Origin of the sequence: Psychromonas saccharinae, from assembly GCF_051201515.1 — a bacterium.
GTDB lineage: Bacteria > Pseudomonadota > Gammaproteobacteria > Enterobacterales > Psychromonadaceae > Psychromonas.
Genome location: NZ_CP195153.1, coordinates 532,044 through 550,580, shown reverse-complemented (window position 1 = coordinate 550,580; position 18,537 = coordinate 532,044). Strand labels below are relative to the sequence as shown.

The 18,537-nt window shown below is 38.7% G+C and carries 14 protein-coding genes; 4 read left to right on the top strand and 10 right to left on the bottom strand.

Annotated elements, in window-relative coordinates:
* Positions 1-138: 138 nt before the first annotated feature.
* Positions 139-2,115, top strand: a complete 1,977-nt coding sequence (locus ACR30L_RS02450; protein ID WP_435236461.1) for a methyl-accepting chemotaxis protein — start codon at positions 139-141, stop codon at positions 2,113-2,115.
* Between the two features lie 45 nt (positions 2,116-2,160).
* Here ACR30L_RS02450 and ACR30L_RS02445 read toward each other — a convergent pair whose 3' ends face one another.
* Positions 2,161-2,640 carry a GNAT family N-acetyltransferase gene (locus tag ACR30L_RS02445; protein ID WP_435236460.1) on the bottom strand — a complete coding sequence of 160 codons (480 nt, stop codon included), beginning with the start codon at positions 2,638-2,640 and terminating at the stop codon, positions 2,161-2,163.
* A 342-nt stretch (positions 2,641-2,982) separates the two neighbouring features.
* On the opposite strand from ACR30L_RS02445, the gene ppk1 reads away from it, so the two are divergent.
* From ppk1 to ACR30L_RS02430, 3 genes are all read left to right on the top strand, one after another.
* On the top strand, positions 2,983-5,088 hold the full coding sequence (ppk1, locus tag ACR30L_RS02440; protein WP_435236459.1) for a polyphosphate kinase 1: 2,106 nt from the start codon (positions 2,983-2,985) through the stop codon (positions 5,086-5,088).
* Positions 5,072-6,577: an exopolyphosphatase gene (ppx, locus tag ACR30L_RS02435; RefSeq protein WP_435236458.1), complete on the top strand. Its 1,506-nt coding sequence runs from the start codon at positions 5,072-5,074 to the stop codon at positions 6,575-6,577. Before ppk1 ends, ppx begins: the two co-directional genes overlap by 17 nt.
* A gap of 141 nt (positions 6,578-6,718) precedes the next feature.
* Positions 6,719-8,098, top strand: a complete 1,380-nt coding sequence (locus tag ACR30L_RS02430) for a PhoH family protein (protein ID WP_435236457.1) — start codon at positions 6,719-6,721, stop codon at positions 8,096-8,098.
* Positions 8,099-8,200: 102 nt separating this feature from the next.
* On the opposite strand, the gene ACR30L_RS02425 is transcribed toward ACR30L_RS02430, so the two are convergent.
* The 9 genes from ACR30L_RS02425 to ACR30L_RS02385 all read right to left on the bottom strand — a co-directional run bounded on the left by ACR30L_RS02425 (position 8,201) and on the right by ACR30L_RS02385 (position 18,530).
* Positions 8,201-10,069, bottom strand: a complete 1,869-nt coding sequence (locus ACR30L_RS02425) for a cation:proton antiporter (protein WP_435236456.1) — start codon at positions 10,067-10,069, stop codon at positions 8,201-8,203.
* Between the two features lie 262 nt (positions 10,070-10,331).
* A complete protein-coding gene (locus ACR30L_RS02420) occupies positions 10,332-11,174 on the bottom strand; it encodes an energy-coupling factor transporter transmembrane component T family protein (RefSeq protein WP_435236455.1) in 843 nt (280 codons plus the stop codon).
* Between the two features lie 5 nt (positions 11,175-11,179).
* A complete protein-coding gene (locus ACR30L_RS02415) occupies positions 11,180-12,877 on the bottom strand; it encodes an ABC transporter ATP-binding protein (protein ID WP_435236454.1) in 1,698 nt (565 codons plus the stop codon).
* A gap of 6 nt (positions 12,878-12,883) precedes the next feature.
* Positions 12,884-13,432, bottom strand: a complete 549-nt coding sequence (locus tag ACR30L_RS02410) for an ECF-type riboflavin transporter substrate-binding protein (RefSeq protein WP_435236453.1) — start codon at positions 13,430-13,432, stop codon at positions 12,884-12,886.
* A 167-nt stretch (positions 13,433-13,599) separates the two neighbouring features.
* On the bottom strand, positions 13,600-14,826 hold the full coding sequence (locus tag ACR30L_RS02405) for an IucA/IucC family protein (RefSeq protein WP_435236452.1): 1,227 nt from the start codon (positions 14,824-14,826) through the stop codon (positions 13,600-13,602).
* 109 nt (positions 14,827-14,935) lie between these two features.
* A complete protein-coding gene (locus ACR30L_RS02400; RefSeq protein ID WP_435236451.1) occupies positions 14,936-15,742 on the bottom strand; it encodes a fumarylacetoacetate hydrolase family protein in 807 nt (268 codons plus the stop codon).
* Positions 15,743-15,807: 65 nt separating this feature from the next.
* Positions 15,808-16,536, bottom strand: coding sequence for a gamma-glutamyl-gamma-aminobutyrate hydrolase family protein (locus tag ACR30L_RS02395; RefSeq protein WP_435236450.1), 729 nt, complete (start codon positions 16,534-16,536; stop codon positions 15,808-15,810).
* A 39-nt stretch (positions 16,537-16,575) separates the two neighbouring features.
* A complete protein-coding gene (locus tag ACR30L_RS02390) occupies positions 16,576-17,547 on the bottom strand; it encodes an ABC transporter ATP-binding protein (protein ID WP_435236449.1) in 972 nt (323 codons plus the stop codon).
* Complete coding sequence (locus ACR30L_RS02385; RefSeq protein ID WP_435236448.1) at positions 17,544-18,530, bottom strand: ABC transporter ATP-binding protein; 987 nt, start codon at positions 18,528-18,530, stop codon at positions 17,544-17,546. The genes ACR30L_RS02390 and ACR30L_RS02385 overlap by 4 nt, the downstream gene beginning before the upstream one ends.
* Between the last annotated feature and the right edge of the window lie 7 nt (positions 18,531-18,537).

Here is an 18,537-nt window from a genome sequence, read left to right as displayed (position 1 = left end):
AGATGAATCTCTTTCATTTTCATCCTGACCTCTTTAGGTTTTGCACAAAACTGCCTTTTTTTGATATTAATTTATATTAAAAACAACATATTATTGCTACTAATAAAAGAAAAAAAATGAATTGAGCTACTATTTAATATGAATAAATTTCACGTTAAAACAAGAGGTCTTGATATGACAGGAAAAGAACAAAAGTTTGCCAAAGAAGCAACACTGATATCAATTACAGACTTAAAAGGAGTCATCCAATATTGTAATCACGAATTCATTAATATCAGTGGTTATTCCGAACAAGAGCTTATCAATTCCAATCATAATATTGTTCGTCATAAAGACATGCCCAAGGCCGCATTTGAAGATTTATGGTCAACGATTAAAGCAGATAAGCCTTGGCAAGGCATGGTTAAAAATAGATGCAAAAATGGAGACTTTTATTGGGTACAAGCTTACGTAACGCCGGTGTTTGAAAATGGACAAAAAATAGGTTATCAATCCGTTCGGAGTTGCCCAACAAGCAAACAAATAGAAGCTGCTCAGACCCTTTACCAAAAATTAAATAATAATCCACAAGCTAAGCTCCCAAAAGAAAGCACACTATCTCAAATGCAACTTACAACAAAAATAAATGCATTTATCAGTCTTATATTTGTTTCTGTATTAGGTGTTGAATGGACTGATGGAACGCTTTTTTCTCTCGATACTGCACATCTACTTGCAAACTTATGGATCTTCATATTATTCATCTCTCTTATCTTTTTTATTAATAACAATATAATTAAACGTATCAAACTGTTAAATCAGACCATTAAAGAATTGTCCAACGGTGATTTAACTAAAAATATTCAAATAGCTAAAAACGACGAAATAAGCGACACATTAATGTCCGCTAAAATGCTTCAAGGTCGATTAAAAGCGGTTATAGGAAGATTTGGAGAATCATCACAGGATTTAATGCTCGCAACGGATGTACTATCTGAAATAAGTTATCAAACCAAATCAAGCATGAACCAACAACACATGGAAACTGAACTGGTTGCCACCGCCATGAATGAAATGAGCGCAACGGTTTCAGAAATAGCTGAAAATACCACACAAAGTTCAGCACTTGCCTCTTCTACTGATCAAGCTGCGAATCGCGGTAAAGAAATGATAGCCTCAACACGTTCAACTATTCTTGAGTTATCCGATAATATTTCAGAGGTTTCTAACACCATTCACCTATTAGCAGAAGAGTGCCATCAAATTATTAATATCACCGATGCGATAAGTGGCATAGCAGATCAAACAAATTTATTAGCTTTAAATGCTGCTATTGAAGCTGCACGAGCAGGTGAACATGGGCGCGGTTTCGCGGTTGTGGCGGATGAGGTAAGAACGCTTTCTTCTCGCACTCAACAATCCACGGTCGAAATAGGCGGTATGATAGAAAAATTACAATTAGGCAGCAATAATGCCGTCAGCGCAATGGAAAAGGGACTTGAAAAAGTACACCAATCGGTCGAGCAAATCCAAGAAACAGAAGGAACATTCTCTGAAATAGTAAGCTCTGTTGAAGCAGTCAATGATATGAATACGCAAATAGCAACAGCAGCTGAAGAACAATCCAGTGTCGCAGAAGAAATGAATCGAAATGTAACCTCAATCAGCACGCAATCTCACAAGACTTCACATAATGTCGAAAACCTAGAAGTCAGAATAAAAGCACTCACTGAAATGTCTAGCCAGCTTCAGTTACAGGTTAAACAATACAACCTAGGCGAACCCGCTGCTAAGTTTGATTTCGATGCAGCTAAAAAAGCGCATTTATCTTGGAAAACAAAAATCAGGGATTTCTTACAAGGTGATACATCGGCAATCACAAGGGAACAAGCCTGCTCGCATCGAGAGTGCCAATTAGGCAAATGGTATTACACCGACGGTATGAAAGCCTATAAAAATTCCACCTACTTTCAACAAATTGAAGCCCCTCATGCTCGCCTACATAAAATAATAAATGATGTACTCGATTTACACGAAGACAATCAATTAGAAAGTGCAGATAAACTTTATCAAGAAATTGGTCCAATTTCCGATGAAATAGTGGATTTACTCAATAAAGTTGAGCGGGATATTTAAAACTTTAATAAATAAAGAACAATCGCAATATCAACGATTGTTCTTTTACTCTCCTCCAATTTTCTTCGACATGTTATAGCCTGTAATTAAAAAGCCAACGTCCTGATAAAGTTTGAACGCACGCTTATTATGAAAAGCAACTCTTAGCTTTATATCCTGTATACCTACGCCTTGCATTTGCAAAGTAAATACATCCATTGATTGCTTACCGTATCCTTTACATCGGTAGTCCTGTGCAATATAAAAATCATAGATAAACGTCGATTTATCATTTTGATTAATGGCATGCCAGAGGTAACCAATATGCGTTATTTCATTACCCTCCTTGGCGTCGATGCACATTAATTGATGAGTTGTGTTCGCCAATCCATCAGGAAAGCTATCTTGCAACGCTTTTTCAGCCAATCGAACAGCAATATCCATTGAATGCCCATAATTTTCATGAATTTCTTGGCTGTAATCTTGAATAAAATAATCACAATACGCAGCATATTCATGCGCCAACATATTTCTAAGAATAATCATATTTATCCTATACTTAAGAAGTCGATAACGTTATTTAATTGAATCACAATAACATGTATCTCATTTATTCCTTCGCTAAATAATAGCTTTCACTATCAATATCTGTTTATATTTATATGAAAACACCGATTTTTAATCGATCATAGCAGTAATTTTAATGCCTGTTTTTTAATCATTTAAAACAAGTAAACATCAATAGAACATAACTTTAAGCCATTGTTTAACCTAGATAAAAGGTATATATTTAAGAGGGTTGACATAAAATCGTCATAGAGTTCAGATAAGATATTGCTTCATAAAATTTTCATTTTTCAAAAAATTTATTAGGGGTTAAGTAGAATTATGAGCGCGGATAAATTCTATATCGATAAAGAACTGAGTTGGCTTTCATTCAATGCCCGAGTGTTGCAAGAAGCAGCAGACAAAAGTGTGCCATTAATTGAAAGAATACGTTTTTTAGGTATATTTTCCAATAATTTAGACGAATTCTACAAAGTACGTTTTGCCGACGTTAAGCGCCGTATTTTAATCAATCAAGAACACGGCACTAAAGATAACGCCAAGCAATTATTAGCTAAAATGCAAAGTGAATCCCTTAAGCTAAATAAAGAATTTGATGAACTTTATAGTGAGTTAATTCTTGAAATGGCTAGACGTCGTATTTTCTTAGTCAACGAGAATCAGTTAAACGACGCACAACAGGTTTGGGTTAGAAAATACTTCAAACGCCAAGTGTTACCCCATATCACCCCTCTTATTGTGACCGATGACATTGATCTTTTACAGTTTCTAAAAGATGAAGATGCCTACATTGCCGTTGAATTAAAAAAAGATGGCCACTCTCAATATGCATTGCTAGAAATACCAACTGAACATATCCCGCGTTTTATTATGGTTCCAGAGCTAAAGGGAAAGAGACGTAAAACCATTATTCTGCTCGATAATATCGTCCGTTATTGTTTAGATGAATTATTCAAAGGCTTTTTTGACTACGATGAACTGAACGGTTATGCCATGAAAATGACCCGTGATGCGGAATACGATTTAAGCCATGAAGTGGAATACAGTATTTTAGAGCAAATGTCTGAAGGGGTTAGTCAACGTTTGACAGCCATGCCAGTCCGATTTGTTTATGAACGTGAAATGCCGCAACCTATGCTGGATTTTTTATGTAAGAAATTAAAAATATCCAATTATGATAGCCTTAACCCGGGTGGCCGTTATTATAATTTTAAAGACTTTATTAGCTTTCCGAATGTTGGCCCTAAATACTTAGAAAACAAAGCAATGCCGCCTATTGAATGTGCAGATTTTGAAGGTTACGGCAATAGTTTTGAAGCAATCAAAGCAAAAGATATCTTACTTTATTATCCTTACCATACCTTTAACCATATTTCTGAAATGGTACGCCAAGCTTCCTTTGATCCGAAAGTGGTTAGCATTAAAATGAACATTTACCGTGTTGCCAAAAACTCACGATTGATGAATTCATTAATTGATGCCGTCCATAACGGTAAAAACGTGATTGTCGTGGTTGAACTCCAAGCGCGATTTGATGAAGAAGCAAATATTGAATGGTCTAAAATCCTCACCGATGCCGGTGTACAGGTAATTTTTGGCTCTCCAGGCATTAAAATACATTCAAAGTTACTGCTTATCAGTCGTAGAGAAGAAAAGAAAACCCTTTACTATGCCCATATTGGCACTGGTAACTTTCATGAAAAAACCGCACGTATTTACACAGACTTTTCGCTACTAACCTCTGATCAGGATATTGCATTAGAAGTACGTAAAGTTTTCAGCTATATCGCCAATCCATATCGTCCAGTTAACTTCAGCCATTTAATCGTATCTCCTCGCAACTCGCGTAAACGGCTCTATCGGGTTATTGAACAAGAAATTGGTAATGCGAAACTCGGCAAAAAAGCGGCGTTAACCATTAAGGTTAATAACCTCGTTGATAATGGCTTAATTAATAAACTCTACAGTGCAAGCCAAGCGGGCGTTAAAATTCAAATGATTATTCGCGGTATGTGCTCCCTTGTTCCTGGCATTGAAGGCGTGAGTGAGAATATTCGCATCATTAGTATTATTGACCGATTTTTAGAACATCCAAGGGTACTAATCGCCCACAATGATGGCGATCCCGAAGTTTATATCTCTTCAGCCGATTGGATGACCCGCAATATTGAGTACCGTATTGAAGTCGCAACCCCGGTAAGAGATCCCCGATTAAAACAACGCATTATCGACATTATTAATATTCATTTTACAGATACATTAAAAGCACGTTTAATAGATAAAGAGATGAGCAACAGCTACGTTCCACGAGGAAATCGTAAAAAAGTACGTTCACAACTTGCTATCTATGACTATTTAAAAAATACTGAGAAGCAAACCAGAAAACAACTCCAACAACAGAGCATAGATAATGCAGCAACCTATTGAACAAGAAAGTCGAAATATAGCAGCGATTGATTTAGGTTCAAATAGCTTCCACATGGTAGTCGCAAAAGTGGTTGGACAGGATCTGCAATTAATTAGTCGTCATAAAAAAAGAGTCCGTCTGGGTGATGGTCTTGATCGCGAGATGAATATTAATCATGCCGCAATAGAGCGTGGGCTAGAATGCCTAGAAATGTTTGCAGAACGATTACAGGGATTCGATATCGATAATGTTCGTATCGCCGCAACACATACACTACGTCAGGCAAAAAACGCACATATCTTTATTCAACTTGCACGTAAAGTTTTACCCTTCCCAATAGAAATTATTCCCGGTGAAGAAGAAGCACGCCTAATTTACCTCGGCGTTGCCCATACCCAAGCACAATCAAATTCAAAATTAGTGGTGGATATTGGCGGTGGTAGCACCGAAATGATTATCGGCCACGGTTTTGAAGCAGAACTCGTTAATAGCAAGCAGATGGGATGTGTAAGCTTCACTAATAAATTTTTTGATAATAATAAACTTAATAAAAAGAACTTCAATAAAGCGATACTGGCAGCAGAGCAACGCCTTGAACCCTTAGTGAAACAATACACTAAAAAAGGCTGGGACATTGCACTTGGCTCTTCAGGGACCATTAAAGCCATTAAAGAAGTTATTGTTGGTCAAGGTGATGAAGATGCGTTAATTACACTTAAGCGTCTTGATAAACTCATCGATACACTATGTAATTTTGAAACTATTGATAATATAAAATTGACCGGATTAAGCGAAGAACGGCAACCGGTTTTCGCTGCCGGCGTTGCCATTCTCTATGCCATCGTTAAAAACCTTCATATTAAAGAGATGTTTTTCTCCGATGGGGCATTACGAGAAGGGTTACTTTATGAAATGGAGGAACGCTTTGCACGCTCAGATATTCGTATGCGTACCACTGAAAATTTAGCCCGTAAACACGATGTCGATATTGAGCATGCAGCTCGGGTTAAGGGACAGGCAAAAGAATTATTTATGCAGGTCAATAAAACCTTGGACATAAAAAAAGCCAGTCCCTTGGCATCTCTTCTTGAATGGGCAGCACTATTGCATGAAGTCGGCTTGAGCATTAGTTTTAGCAGCTTTCATCGCCATTCGGCATATATTCTACAGCATACCAATATGCCCGGCTTTAACAGCGAACAACAACAGGTTATTGCCACCCTTGCTCGCTATCAGCGTAAAGCCCTCAAATTCAATGAAATGCCAGAATTTAGCTTATTTAATAAGGCGCAAATACTCGAATTAATCAAAATACTTCGTCTTGCAATTATTTTTAATGCGCAGCGAAGTGATGAACCGCTTGATGAAATAGGATTAACGATTGATGATCAAGTATGGCAATTAACCAGCCCAAATAAACTATTATTCGAACAAAATAAATTATTACATGCCGACCTCATTGCCGAGCAGGAACGCTGGGCAAGTGCAGGATGGGAACTTAAGTTTTAAACTTTATATCATTAACCTAGCGAGGACCATTAGAAAGAAGAGACCCGATAAGCGACCTTGTTCACGGTTCTCTTGATATTGATTTACCAGACGAGAGCAGTACCCATGCAATACAACTTTTGACTTGATAAAGGAATTTATATGACAGAAGAAAAAATTGTTTATGTATTAGACACCAATATATTATTGCACGAACCCTTCGCCTTTCTCTCCTTTAAAGAACACGATGTTGTTATCCCAATGACAGTATTAGAAGAGTTAGATTCCATTAAAGATCGACAAAGAGATGTAAGCCGTGATGCCCGCGTAGCAATACGCGCACTTGAAGATATACTCGTTAACGCTTCCCCTGAACAGATCTTATCAGGCGTCTCTTTAAAAAAAGAAAACAGCGACCAACCCAGTGGTTGCCTATCCATTTTTAATGACTTTGCACTAAATGAAGACACCGTCCCCCTTTCCTTTAATGAAAATGACAATCGTATTATCAGCACCGCTATTTTTTTACAGTCTAAATTCACCGATAAAAAAATAATTTTAGTGACCAAAGATATTAATATGCGTCTTAAGGCAAAAGGCGCGGGACTCTTTTTTGTTGAAGATTACCGCACCGATCAATTAATTGATGATATTCAATTTCTAACCAAGGGCTATCATCAATTCGAAGGTGAGTTTTGGGAACACGTTAGTGAGTGTGAAAGCGAAACCGATGAACTTAATACCAAACACCATGTAAAACGTGAACTCTTGCCACAAAGTTACATGAATGAGTATTTAATTGATGAAGGCAATTATTTTGCTGGGAAAGTCGCCGGATGGGATGATCAAAAATTAACGATTATTGATCTCAATCGAGACCGATTAATGTCGCGTCAAGCCTGGGGAGTACAACCCAAAAATATTTATCAAGGCATGGCCATGGATGCCCTTCTCGATCCTAATATTGATTTAGTCATTTTAACTGGTCCTGCAGGTTGTGGTAAAACCTTATTAGCATTAGCCTCAGCCCTTGAACAGGTAATTGAACAAAACCTTTACGAAAAAATAATTGTTACACGTAGCACTCCAGAAATTGCCGAATCTATCGGTTTCTTACCCGGCACTGAAGAAGAGAAAATGGCGCCTTGGCTATCCGCTATCACCGATTCTTTAGAGGTGCTTCATAAGCAAGATGAGAATATGCACGGTAGTTTGAATTACATTATGGATAAAGCCAATTTACAGTTTAAATCAATCAACTTTATGCGTGGTCGTAGTATTCAAAACAGTATTGTTTTACTCGATGAATGCCAAAACTTAACAGCATCGCAATTAAAAACGATCATCACCCGTTGTGGTGAAGGAACTAAATTAGTTTGTTCGGGAAATCTAGCTCAAATAGATAGTAATTACTTAACCCCTGTGACATCGGGTTTAACTTATATCGTTGAACGTTTTAAAGATTTTGAAGGCAGTAGCACCATCAACCTTAATGGCGTAGTACGAAGCCGTTTAGCCTCTTTCGCAGAAGAAAATCTATAGGGAGAAATAGGCTATTCCAGTGTAAAAACTGGATAGCCACCTCAATCAATAAAAGCTTCAAAAATCTCAATTCTGGAGAAGCTAAACGATCCAAAACTGAGGTTAAATAGTTGGTAAACCTTCCGAAGGTAATTTTTTAACTTCACGCTTTGAATCTTTCTTATCTTCAGCTTCTTTTTTTAATTTTTTCAATGTGCTTTTAGGATAAAGAGAAATAACCGTATCCCCTTCAGTTGGTTCATAATTATCATCGGCTTGGAAAGGCTTTAGCTGACCCGCACTGGTTAAAATAAACAAAGGCACCACATTTACATTGACTTCCTGGTAAGCATCCCATTGGAATGACTCTCCTAATGTAGTCGCTTTAATTTTACCAGATTTGATTAAGACTCCGCTCAGTTTAGAAAACGTGATATCACTGCCGAATAACACTTGTCTCGCACGGAAAGTCGAACTCACCTGATTAGCCTTGTTATGCTTACCGCCCGCATATAACGAGTACACCACTTTATCGGATAATAAATGCGAAAAATACTGCACACCCAAAGCGTTGTAATATCTATTTGGTGATAGCGCTAACACCATTTTAATATCACCAAGCTCAATAAACAGTTCTGCATGTTCAGATTGAGGATTACCGTAATAGCAATCTAAACCTTCCATACGAGCCAAGCTGCAGTTTTCCCATGCGGGGTCAGAAAGCAACACAGGAATACCCAATTTTTGTAAACCTAAACCGACTTTTCTCGCAACATGGTTACCACCGATAATTAATACCGTCGATGGATCGGGCTTCCTTAATCCTAATTTTTTCGCTAAAGGCGTTGCAGTCAAACTTTGCAACACAACGGTAACAATAATCACCGAGAAAACTAATGGAACAATTTTTTCTGCATCGGGAATACCAATTTCAGCAAGCCTTAATGCAAACACAGAGCCAACGGCAGCAGCAACAATCCCGCGCGGTGCCACCCAAGAAAGTAAAATTCTCGCCTTATAAGAAAGATCGCTACCGACGGTTGAAGCGGCAATACATAACGGACGAGCAATAAAAAGTACCACGCCCCAAAATACAAATAGCATTGGACCAAGCAATAACACGCTATTCCAGTCTAAACGGGCTGCCAACAAGATAAATAAGCTAGAAATCAAAATTCGGGAAAGATCTTCTTTAAATTCAAGAATTGCAGTTAAATCAAGGTCATCTTTATTCGCTAGCCACATACCATAAATAGTCACAGCCAGTAGTCCTGACTCATGGCTAATGTAATCAGAGATAGTCAATGTAACTAAAACTAACGACAATACCGCAAATTTATGAAGCTCGTAGGGGATCCATTCTCGACGTATTAATACCGTCGTAAACCAACCCGCAAAAATACCGATAACCGTCCCAACCGCCAAGGTTTTTAATAATGAAAATAACGTAAAGACAAGCGCTTCCCCCTGACTAATCGCAATAACAGCACCAAAAATAAACACTGCAAATAAGGCACCGATCGGATCAATAACAATCCCTTCCCAACGAAGAATCGAGTTAACTTCTTTAGTCGGCTTCATTGTATTTAGCATAGGAGCAATCACGGTTGGACCCGTTACCACTAATACCGCACCAACAACCGCCGCAACTCGCCAATCAATATTCAGTAGCCAATGTGCTGCAGTCGCAATCACTAGAAAGGTGATAACCATCCCGATTGAACACAGATTACGTACGACCTTACCAATGCCCTTCAGTTCTTTAAAATGCAGAGTTAATGCACCTTCAAAAAGAATCACACCAACGGAAAGAGAAATGACCGGAAAGAGTAAATCCCCTAATAAAGCATCGGGACTGAGTACACCAAGGGTGGGGCCTAATAATAAACCAACGAATAATAAAAAGAGAATGGCCGGTACTTTTAATACCCAAGCCAACCATAAAGCAATTACTGATATAAGCGTAATAGCTGCAAAAATAAGTGCTGTCATAAAAATCTCAGTTAACCTAAAGAATGAATCATTGTGTCGATGATTTATTACAATAATAAGTCACATCATCTACCTAATGTGATCCAAGTACAAATCTAAAAATACAATTGCGTCTTTTCTGTAAAAGTGATGATTACGAATAATAATGAATCGTGGATCTATTCATCCAAATTTTACAAAGCCACGAATCATATCACCTTTAACTATCAATATAGGTTAAAGATGTAAATTTTATGTTAAAAATAATAATGAAAGAGGAAAATTAGAAGGGATACCAAAAGAGCTGTGTTTCTACAATACGCTTAGTAATGGCTAATATAACCACCATCACAATGATGGAAATCATCACATAATCTATTTTCGTCATCGCCTTAAGGCTATACCATGTACGTTTTGAATTATTCCCAAAGCCACGTAAAGTCATCGCATTCGATATTTCATCGGCGCGATCAAGACTAGAAAAAATCAACGGTCCTAATATTTTAGCGACGTTTTTTATTCGAGATAACAGAAATACTTTTTTTGAAAAGTCTACACCACGAGCCTGTTGTGCATGCATAATGTTAATAAAATCATTTTTCACATCGGGTAAGTATCGTAAGGTTAAACTCACCGCATAGGCAATCTTATAAGGTACGCCTAACCGATTTAAACTTGCAGCAAATTCAGTAGGATGAGTCGTAAATACAAAAACTAGGGCAATTGGTAACATACTAAAGTACTTCAATGTAACCGTGATCAAATAATACAAGGTTTCCTGAGTCAGTGAGTAATCACCCCACAATTGGACTAATACGCTGCTTGAGCCAATATAGTCTGTCCCCTGTTGCGGTGCCAATAAAAACATAAATAAAGCATTTAAACTAAGCACACTGGCCGTCGCAATTAATAATGGCTTATAAACTGAAAATGGCACCTTCGTTAATTTAAGTAATGTTACACCAACCAAAATCAATGTAATAATTATGCGTAAGTCAAAGGTTGTCAAAACCACCGTAACCCAAGCTAAAAAGAGAATAAATTTGGTTACACCATTTAACTTGTGTAACACAGAATCAGTGCTCACATAATTAATGCCAAAGTCGATTTTTTTACTTTTATTCATAGTATTTAATTATCGTATCGGTGTTCTGATTTAATAAACTGCTGCATAAACGCATCGGTATCATCAATACCAACTGCATTGGCTAACGAGTACAAACTGGTTACATTTAAATTAGATTTTGCGAGTAAATCCGGCGTGCTAAAAATATGTGAAACCGGCGCATTAGCAATTAATTGGCTATCTGAAAAAACCACGGAGCGCGATGTATATTCCAATACTAAGTGCATATCATGGGAAATAATAAGTACCGTGATACCTAATGTCTTGTTGAGTTTTTGAATAAAAGACAACATGGACGTGTAATTACGATAATCCTGCCCTGCTGTCGGCTCATCTAAAATTAATAACTTAGGCGATAAGACAAGAATAGAGGCAATGGTAACGCGCTTTTTCTGACCATAACTCAATGCTTCAATCGGCCAATGACGATATTTAATTAAGCCACACAATTCAAGCACTTCAAGCACTTTGGTTTCAATAAACTTTTCATCATGACCGCGATTACGTAAACCAAAAGCTATTTCATCAAAAATCATATGATTCGCAATCATATGATTTGGATTTTGTAACACAACACCAATATGTTGGGCGCGATCGAAGATAGATAAATCGGCGATATCTTCACCCTGTAATATTATGCTTCCAGCATCAGGTTCAACAAACCCCATAATCAACTTAGTAAGCGTTGACTTACCTGAGCCATTGCTACCGAGCAAGGATATAAACTCCCCTTGATTAATAACAAAGGAAATATCCTCAAGGGCATTTTTATCACCATCATAGGAATAGCTTAACCCATTAATCTCTAAAAGAGGCCGAGCAGATGGTAAAGGAGTGATAGGCGATTGAGCATGAAACCACTGGGTTAACGGAGCTTTATATTGCGTGAAATCCATTTGCTCAATATAAGCAGGATGAGCATCTTGATCAATCACACATCCCGCCGTTTTTAATGCAGAAATATATAATGGCTCACGAATGCCATGCTCAGCAAGTAACGGTGAAGCAATGAGCTCATCGGGCGTCATATCTGCAATTATTTCACCGTGTTCCATCAAAATAATACGATCAACTGGACGATGAAGTACATCTTCTAAGCGATGCTCAATAATAACAACGGTTTTACCGGTATCTTGGTGCAGTTGATCGATAATTTCAATCGCCCGTTTTCCGGTTAACGGATCAAGACTTGCTAAAGGTTCATCGAACAATAATATATCCGTATCATCAACTAATATCCCCGCTAATGATACGCGTTGTTTTTGTCCACCAGATAATGCATAGGGAGAATGTTCAAGAAGGGATTCAAGGTCGACCATTGCAGCAACTTTTTCGACAATGGGTATCATTTTATCTTGAGAAACCATGTCATTTTCAAGTGCAAAGGCAATATCTTCGGCGATACTCAAACCAACAAATTGGCTATCTGAATCCTGTAATACCGTGCCAACGACTTTACTGTGATCCTGCATTGTCATTTGTGCGGAGGCTTGATTTGCAATCGTTAACTGCCCCGAAACAACACCTTTAATAGCATGTGGAATCAGACCATTTAGACATTGACCAAGGGTTGATTTGCCACTACCACTTGGGCCAATAATAACGACCTTCTCGCCTTTTTCAATACGTAGGTTAAGCCCTTTAAGCGTCGCTTTTTTCTGCGACGCATATTGAAAAGAGAAATCAATAAACTCAATAGCCACCAGCGATTAATCTTCGCTCAAGTTGCTACTTTGTTTTTTGCGTTTGGCATAGGCATTCAGAAGAATGTAGCCAAGTACTGCAATCAAAAATGTATTACCTGCCGCAATAATTGTTAATTGGGTCATGACTTTAACAAACGGTTCTGCATATAAGACGGTATCTAATAACGCAGATATGCCATAACCAAGAATATTCGCAACCAATGCCAATCCAACAAACAATGCAAAATCTTTAGCAGGAAATAACCCTTTATTTAATCGTCCCTGAGTTAATTTAGGGAATAGACCAATAATGAAACCAACGATGCCAGATCCAAGTACCCAGGTAAACCAAACACCCCAACCAGCAAATAAATCCGTCACCCAATGCCCAATAAAGCCAACTAAAAAGCCAACTAATGGACCGAATAAAACAGAAAATAGCGCCAATACAGCCATCGCGGGTTTTAACGTTGTGTTGGCAAAAACGGGGATACCAAACATAGGTAAACCACCAATACCATATAACGCAGCACCAATTGCAATAACAACTACGGTTTTAACAGAAAGGTTCATAATCAGCCTCGAGGTTAAAGTAATGAAAAATTAAAGAGCAATAAAAAATTGAATCATACAGTAAGTGTAGTAGTTTGACGACAATAAACCGTCTTCAACTTTTCGCCTTTATTAATCAAAATAACACTTCAATGTCATGCTTATCTCGACAAGCAAACAATAGTGGCTTAATTGGCAGGACGCCATTCAGGTGCAATGCCTGTATCTTCATAAAATGGCTTATTAAATTGATCGCGTTTTTCACTAAAATACCAAACATTCTTAGGAAAATAAGCATGGTATTCAGGAAACTTATCGGTAAATACCCGCTGACAAGCATTGGTAAAATCAGATTTTTCTAGCTGAGGATACTTGGCAATACAACAGTCAACAAGGCGACTGAAAAAGTGGTTTCCCATAAAGCGATCATAGGCAATACTATGAAATGCTCCGTCTTCCATGCGATTATAATCATTTAAATGATCACTTGATAAATCAATATCGCGACGGCGGCGCATATCAATGCCAACGCTTAAATCTCGATGTACAATCCGAGTAATATGATTACCTTGATCAAGTTCAATCAACACATTTTGTCCATGGGGCTCTATTAGATAACCAAAGGATCGAAAACACTCAATCCAGTGACGAATAATAGGTAACATTATTTCATCTAGGACAAATGTAAGTGGGTCATCACTTCCAATTAAATCATAAAGCAATGGCCGAATATTGGGATTAAAAAAATCTTCTCCGTATAATGCAAACCCAGGCACCAAGGATCGTTTTTCAGTCACCACCGGAAAAGGTTGCATATCACGGACAACAAATCCCCAATTTTCGCCTCTGGCTTCACTTTCAATCGCACTTTCTCGAAAACTAACCCCAATCACTTCTCTTAAAAATGCAAAATCAGCACTCATTTTGCCGATCCCCTTTTCCAACTCAAGGGAGACATTAATCGCTTGCTCAATCACTTCATCACGCATTTTTCGTGTATAACGAGATACTTTATAGGGAAAATGTAATTTAACAGCATGTGGAATTGTTATATCCAATGGGAATAAAGTCCGCGTTGACGAACTTGGTACAACCATCAAATCATGAATATTCTCACTAAGCGGAAGATATTGTAATAAATAGGGATCGTTAACATCGCTTTCCATTACCTGGGGATGCACACAAAAATACACCTGAGTCGGTGTGATATATTTGGTTAGTAATGGCTCACTTGGGTTCGCAAGATAAACATTAACGGATTCACGCGGTAAGCTCAGTAATTTAACCGCGAATTTTTCGTTGTCGGAATCGGGCCTATAATTTTCAACGGCTTCACTATAAGAAGATTGATTACTGTAGGTACGCGTTCCTTTGTTACGATAACGCTCTGCATAATAAAAATCAGGTATAGGCATATGTGATGACTTAAAGAGTTGAAGCTATAATAAAACTATAGCGACCAACTAATGCTAAGTAAATGATATATATCATATTAGAATGATTATCAGCGCTACAGATGCGAATTTACCAACTAATGGTATTCTCCACTTTACCCACACCATCAATCGCGACAGAAACAACATCTTTATCCTTCAAAGCTTGAGTTCTACCTGGCGTCCCCATAAAGATTAAATCACCGGGTTTAAGGGTGAAATATTGACTTAAATAACTCACAACTTTACGCGTACTGTGGATCATAAAACGCGTATTTTCTTGCTGTACGACCTTGCCGTTTAAGCGCGTGGTCAACAGGACATTATTATAATCAATGCCACGGGTAATGGTCGCAGCAATCGGACCAAAACCATCGGATGCTTTAGAACGCATCCATTGTAAATCTCGTCCCTGCCAACTACGTTCGGTTAAGTCATTGCCCACTGTGACGCCAAAAATAACATCCTCAGCTTCTGCTTCAGAAATATTTTTTGCCTCTTTACCAATCACAAGTACTAATTCACCTTCAAAATGTAAATTTTTAGCATCACGAGGGGCATTAACTGTTTTGCCAGATACAATTAACGAAGAAGGTAATTTCAAAAATAACGGAGGAGCAGCATCTACTGGGGAGGATAAATGGCTCGCAAAATTCATCCCAACGGCAAACACTTTTTCAGGCACAGTCGGAATCAGTAACTCAACCTCACTGAGATTAAGCTTTTCTTCTGCAACGGTAAAATCACTAAATAACTCCCCTTCAATGGGAAAAATACTCTGTCCTATCAATTGTCCATATTTAATCTCATGGTGAGATTGATAACGAACAAATTGCTCAACATCCGCAGAAACGGACAGTGAGCAAAGGTAAAGCATAGTAAACAGTAAATATTTCATCGGCGGTCCCTCTGTTATTGATCTGTATATTAATAGATCCTGTAGATCTACTAATAAGTACTTTATCAATTAACTTTAGGATCACTTTTACAGGCGTCAACATGTGCCTTAAACAAGGCTATAAAATGAGAATGATGGCTAATTAATGCTTCTGGATGCCATTGAACAGCAACAATAAAAGGATGACTAATGGACTCGATCGCCTCGACCACACCTTCATTTGAACGGGCAGTCACTTTAAAACAAGGCGCTAATTTTTTGACCGCCATATTATGGAAAGAGTTCACCATTAATTTATCACCAAATAATCGATGTATTAATGAGTCTTGTTCAATCGTTACCGAATGATAAAGATGATGCATTTCCGTTTTTTGTGGGTAATGTTCTCCAGCACCAGGGCATTGCTGGAAAATATTTTGATACAAATTCCCTCCCATCGCGACATTTAAAATTTGACAGCCACGGCAAATACCCAAAATAGGTTTATTCTGTGCCATTGCCGCTTTAATTAATGCAAATTCCCACAGGTCACGATCCGGAGAGACATTATTCAGTCCATGTAAAGGCCCCTCACCATAATGATGCGGTTGAACATCTTCATCACCACCGGAAAGTAATAGACCATCTAGTGTTCGCAGATAATCGTCCGCCATGCTGGTATCGAGAATAATGGGAATATAGACGGGAACTCCCCCAGCGGCCGCGACTGCATCTGCATAACAATGCGATACCTTGGAAAATTCACGATGATTTTCCCATCCTGTTGCGGTCGTGATACCTATAGTTGGTTTCATAACTAATTTTTTCACCTAATAAAATTGAATATAAATAACTTAATTGATAGCGGGATGATGACACGCTACCCAATGCGCAGGCTCTACTTGTGTTAAAACAGGGACCTCGCGACGACATCGTTCCGTTGCGATTGGGCAACGTTCACTAAACTTACACCCGGTAAAGGTTGCCATTGGTGAAGGAACTTCTCCCGACAGTGGCTGACGTGCAAAACGCTGACTCGGATGGGTCACCGGCACACTTCCAATTAATGCTTGAGTATAAGGGTGAAGCGGTTTGCGATACAACTCCTTCGCCGGACTTATTTCAACCATGCTCCCGAGATACATCACTCCAATTCTATCGGATATATGTTTAACAACGGAAAGATCGTGAGCAATAAATAAAAATGATAAACCGAGTTCGTGCTGTAAAGATTTAAGCAAGTTAATAATCTGTGCTTGAATCGATACATCGAGTGCCGAAACGGGCTCATCGGCCACGATTATTTCCGGCTGACAAGCGAGTGCACGTGCAATACCAATACGTTGACGCTGCCCACCAGAAAACTGATGCGGGTAACGCTGCATGTACTCTTTACGTAATCCCGCTTGTTCCATATAACTGATGATTTCAGCTTGAATATCTGCATCGGGTCGATAAAAACGCACCGCTTCCCCAATAATATCAGCCACGGTCATACGGGGGTTTAGTGATGAAAAGGGATCTTGAAAAATCATCTGCACCGTCGAACGATGCTTGCGCATCTCTTTCATGGTCAATTGCGCAATATTCGTCCCTAATACTTCAATTGCCCCCTCGGTGATTGGATTTAGTCTGACGATGGCTTTACCAACAGATGTTTTACCACATCCCGACTCGCCAACTAATCCAAAGGTTTCTCCCTTATAAAGTTCAAAGGAAACACCATCAACAGCCTTTACATGAGTTACTGTTTTTTTAAATAAGCCCTTTGTTTGTGGGAACCACACCTTGAGCCCTTCAACCTTGAGAACAGGTTTATTTGTCATTCTGTTATCTCCTCGGTTGAATATAACCAGCAGCGTGCATAATGCTCATCGGAAAAAGTAACTAGCGGTGGCTCTTCTTTCTCACACTGAGACATACACTGCTCACAACGTGGAGCAAATTTACAACCAGCAGGAAGATCCGTGGGGTTAGGCACCATTCCCGGAATAGCATAAAGCGCCCCCTCATCACTTTCTAACGTCGGCATGGAACGCTTAAGACCAATTAAATAAGGATGCTTAGGTCGATCAAAAATATCATAGACACTACCAAATTCGACAATTTTACCCGCATACATTACTGCAACTCGATCCGCCGTTTCAGCAACCACGCCCAAATCATGGGTGATCATAATCACCGCCATCCCTAATTTACGTTTGAGATCATCGATCAAGCGTAAAATTTGAGCTTGGATCGTCACATCTAGCGCACTGGTTGGCTCATCTGCAATCAGTAACGTAGGATTGCAGGCCAATGCCATCGCAATCATGATCCGTTGACGCATACCACCAGATAATTGATAGGGATATTCATCAACGCGAAACTCTGGGGCAGAAATCCCCACTTGAGTTAGTAACTCAATGACTCTTTGACGCACTTCAGTGCGACTAACATGGGGTTGATGAAGACGAATAGACTCACCAATTTGATCACCAACACGCAAAACGGGATTCAATGATGTCATCGGCTCCTGGAAGATCATTGCAATATCGTTACCACGAATATCTTGGATCTGTTTATCGCTAAGAGTTAATAGATCCTGTCCATTAAACCAAATTTCTCCCCCTTCTATTTTTCCAGGAGGATTAGGGACTAATCGTAATATAGACAATGCGGTCACAGACTTTCCAGAGCCTGACTCTCCAACAACCGCTAATGTTTCACCTTTGTTCACACTGTAACTAACTTCGTCGCAACCTCTCACAATGCCTTCATCGGTATAGAAGTTGGTTTGTAAGCCTTTAATCTCGAGAATTTTTTCCATACAACAA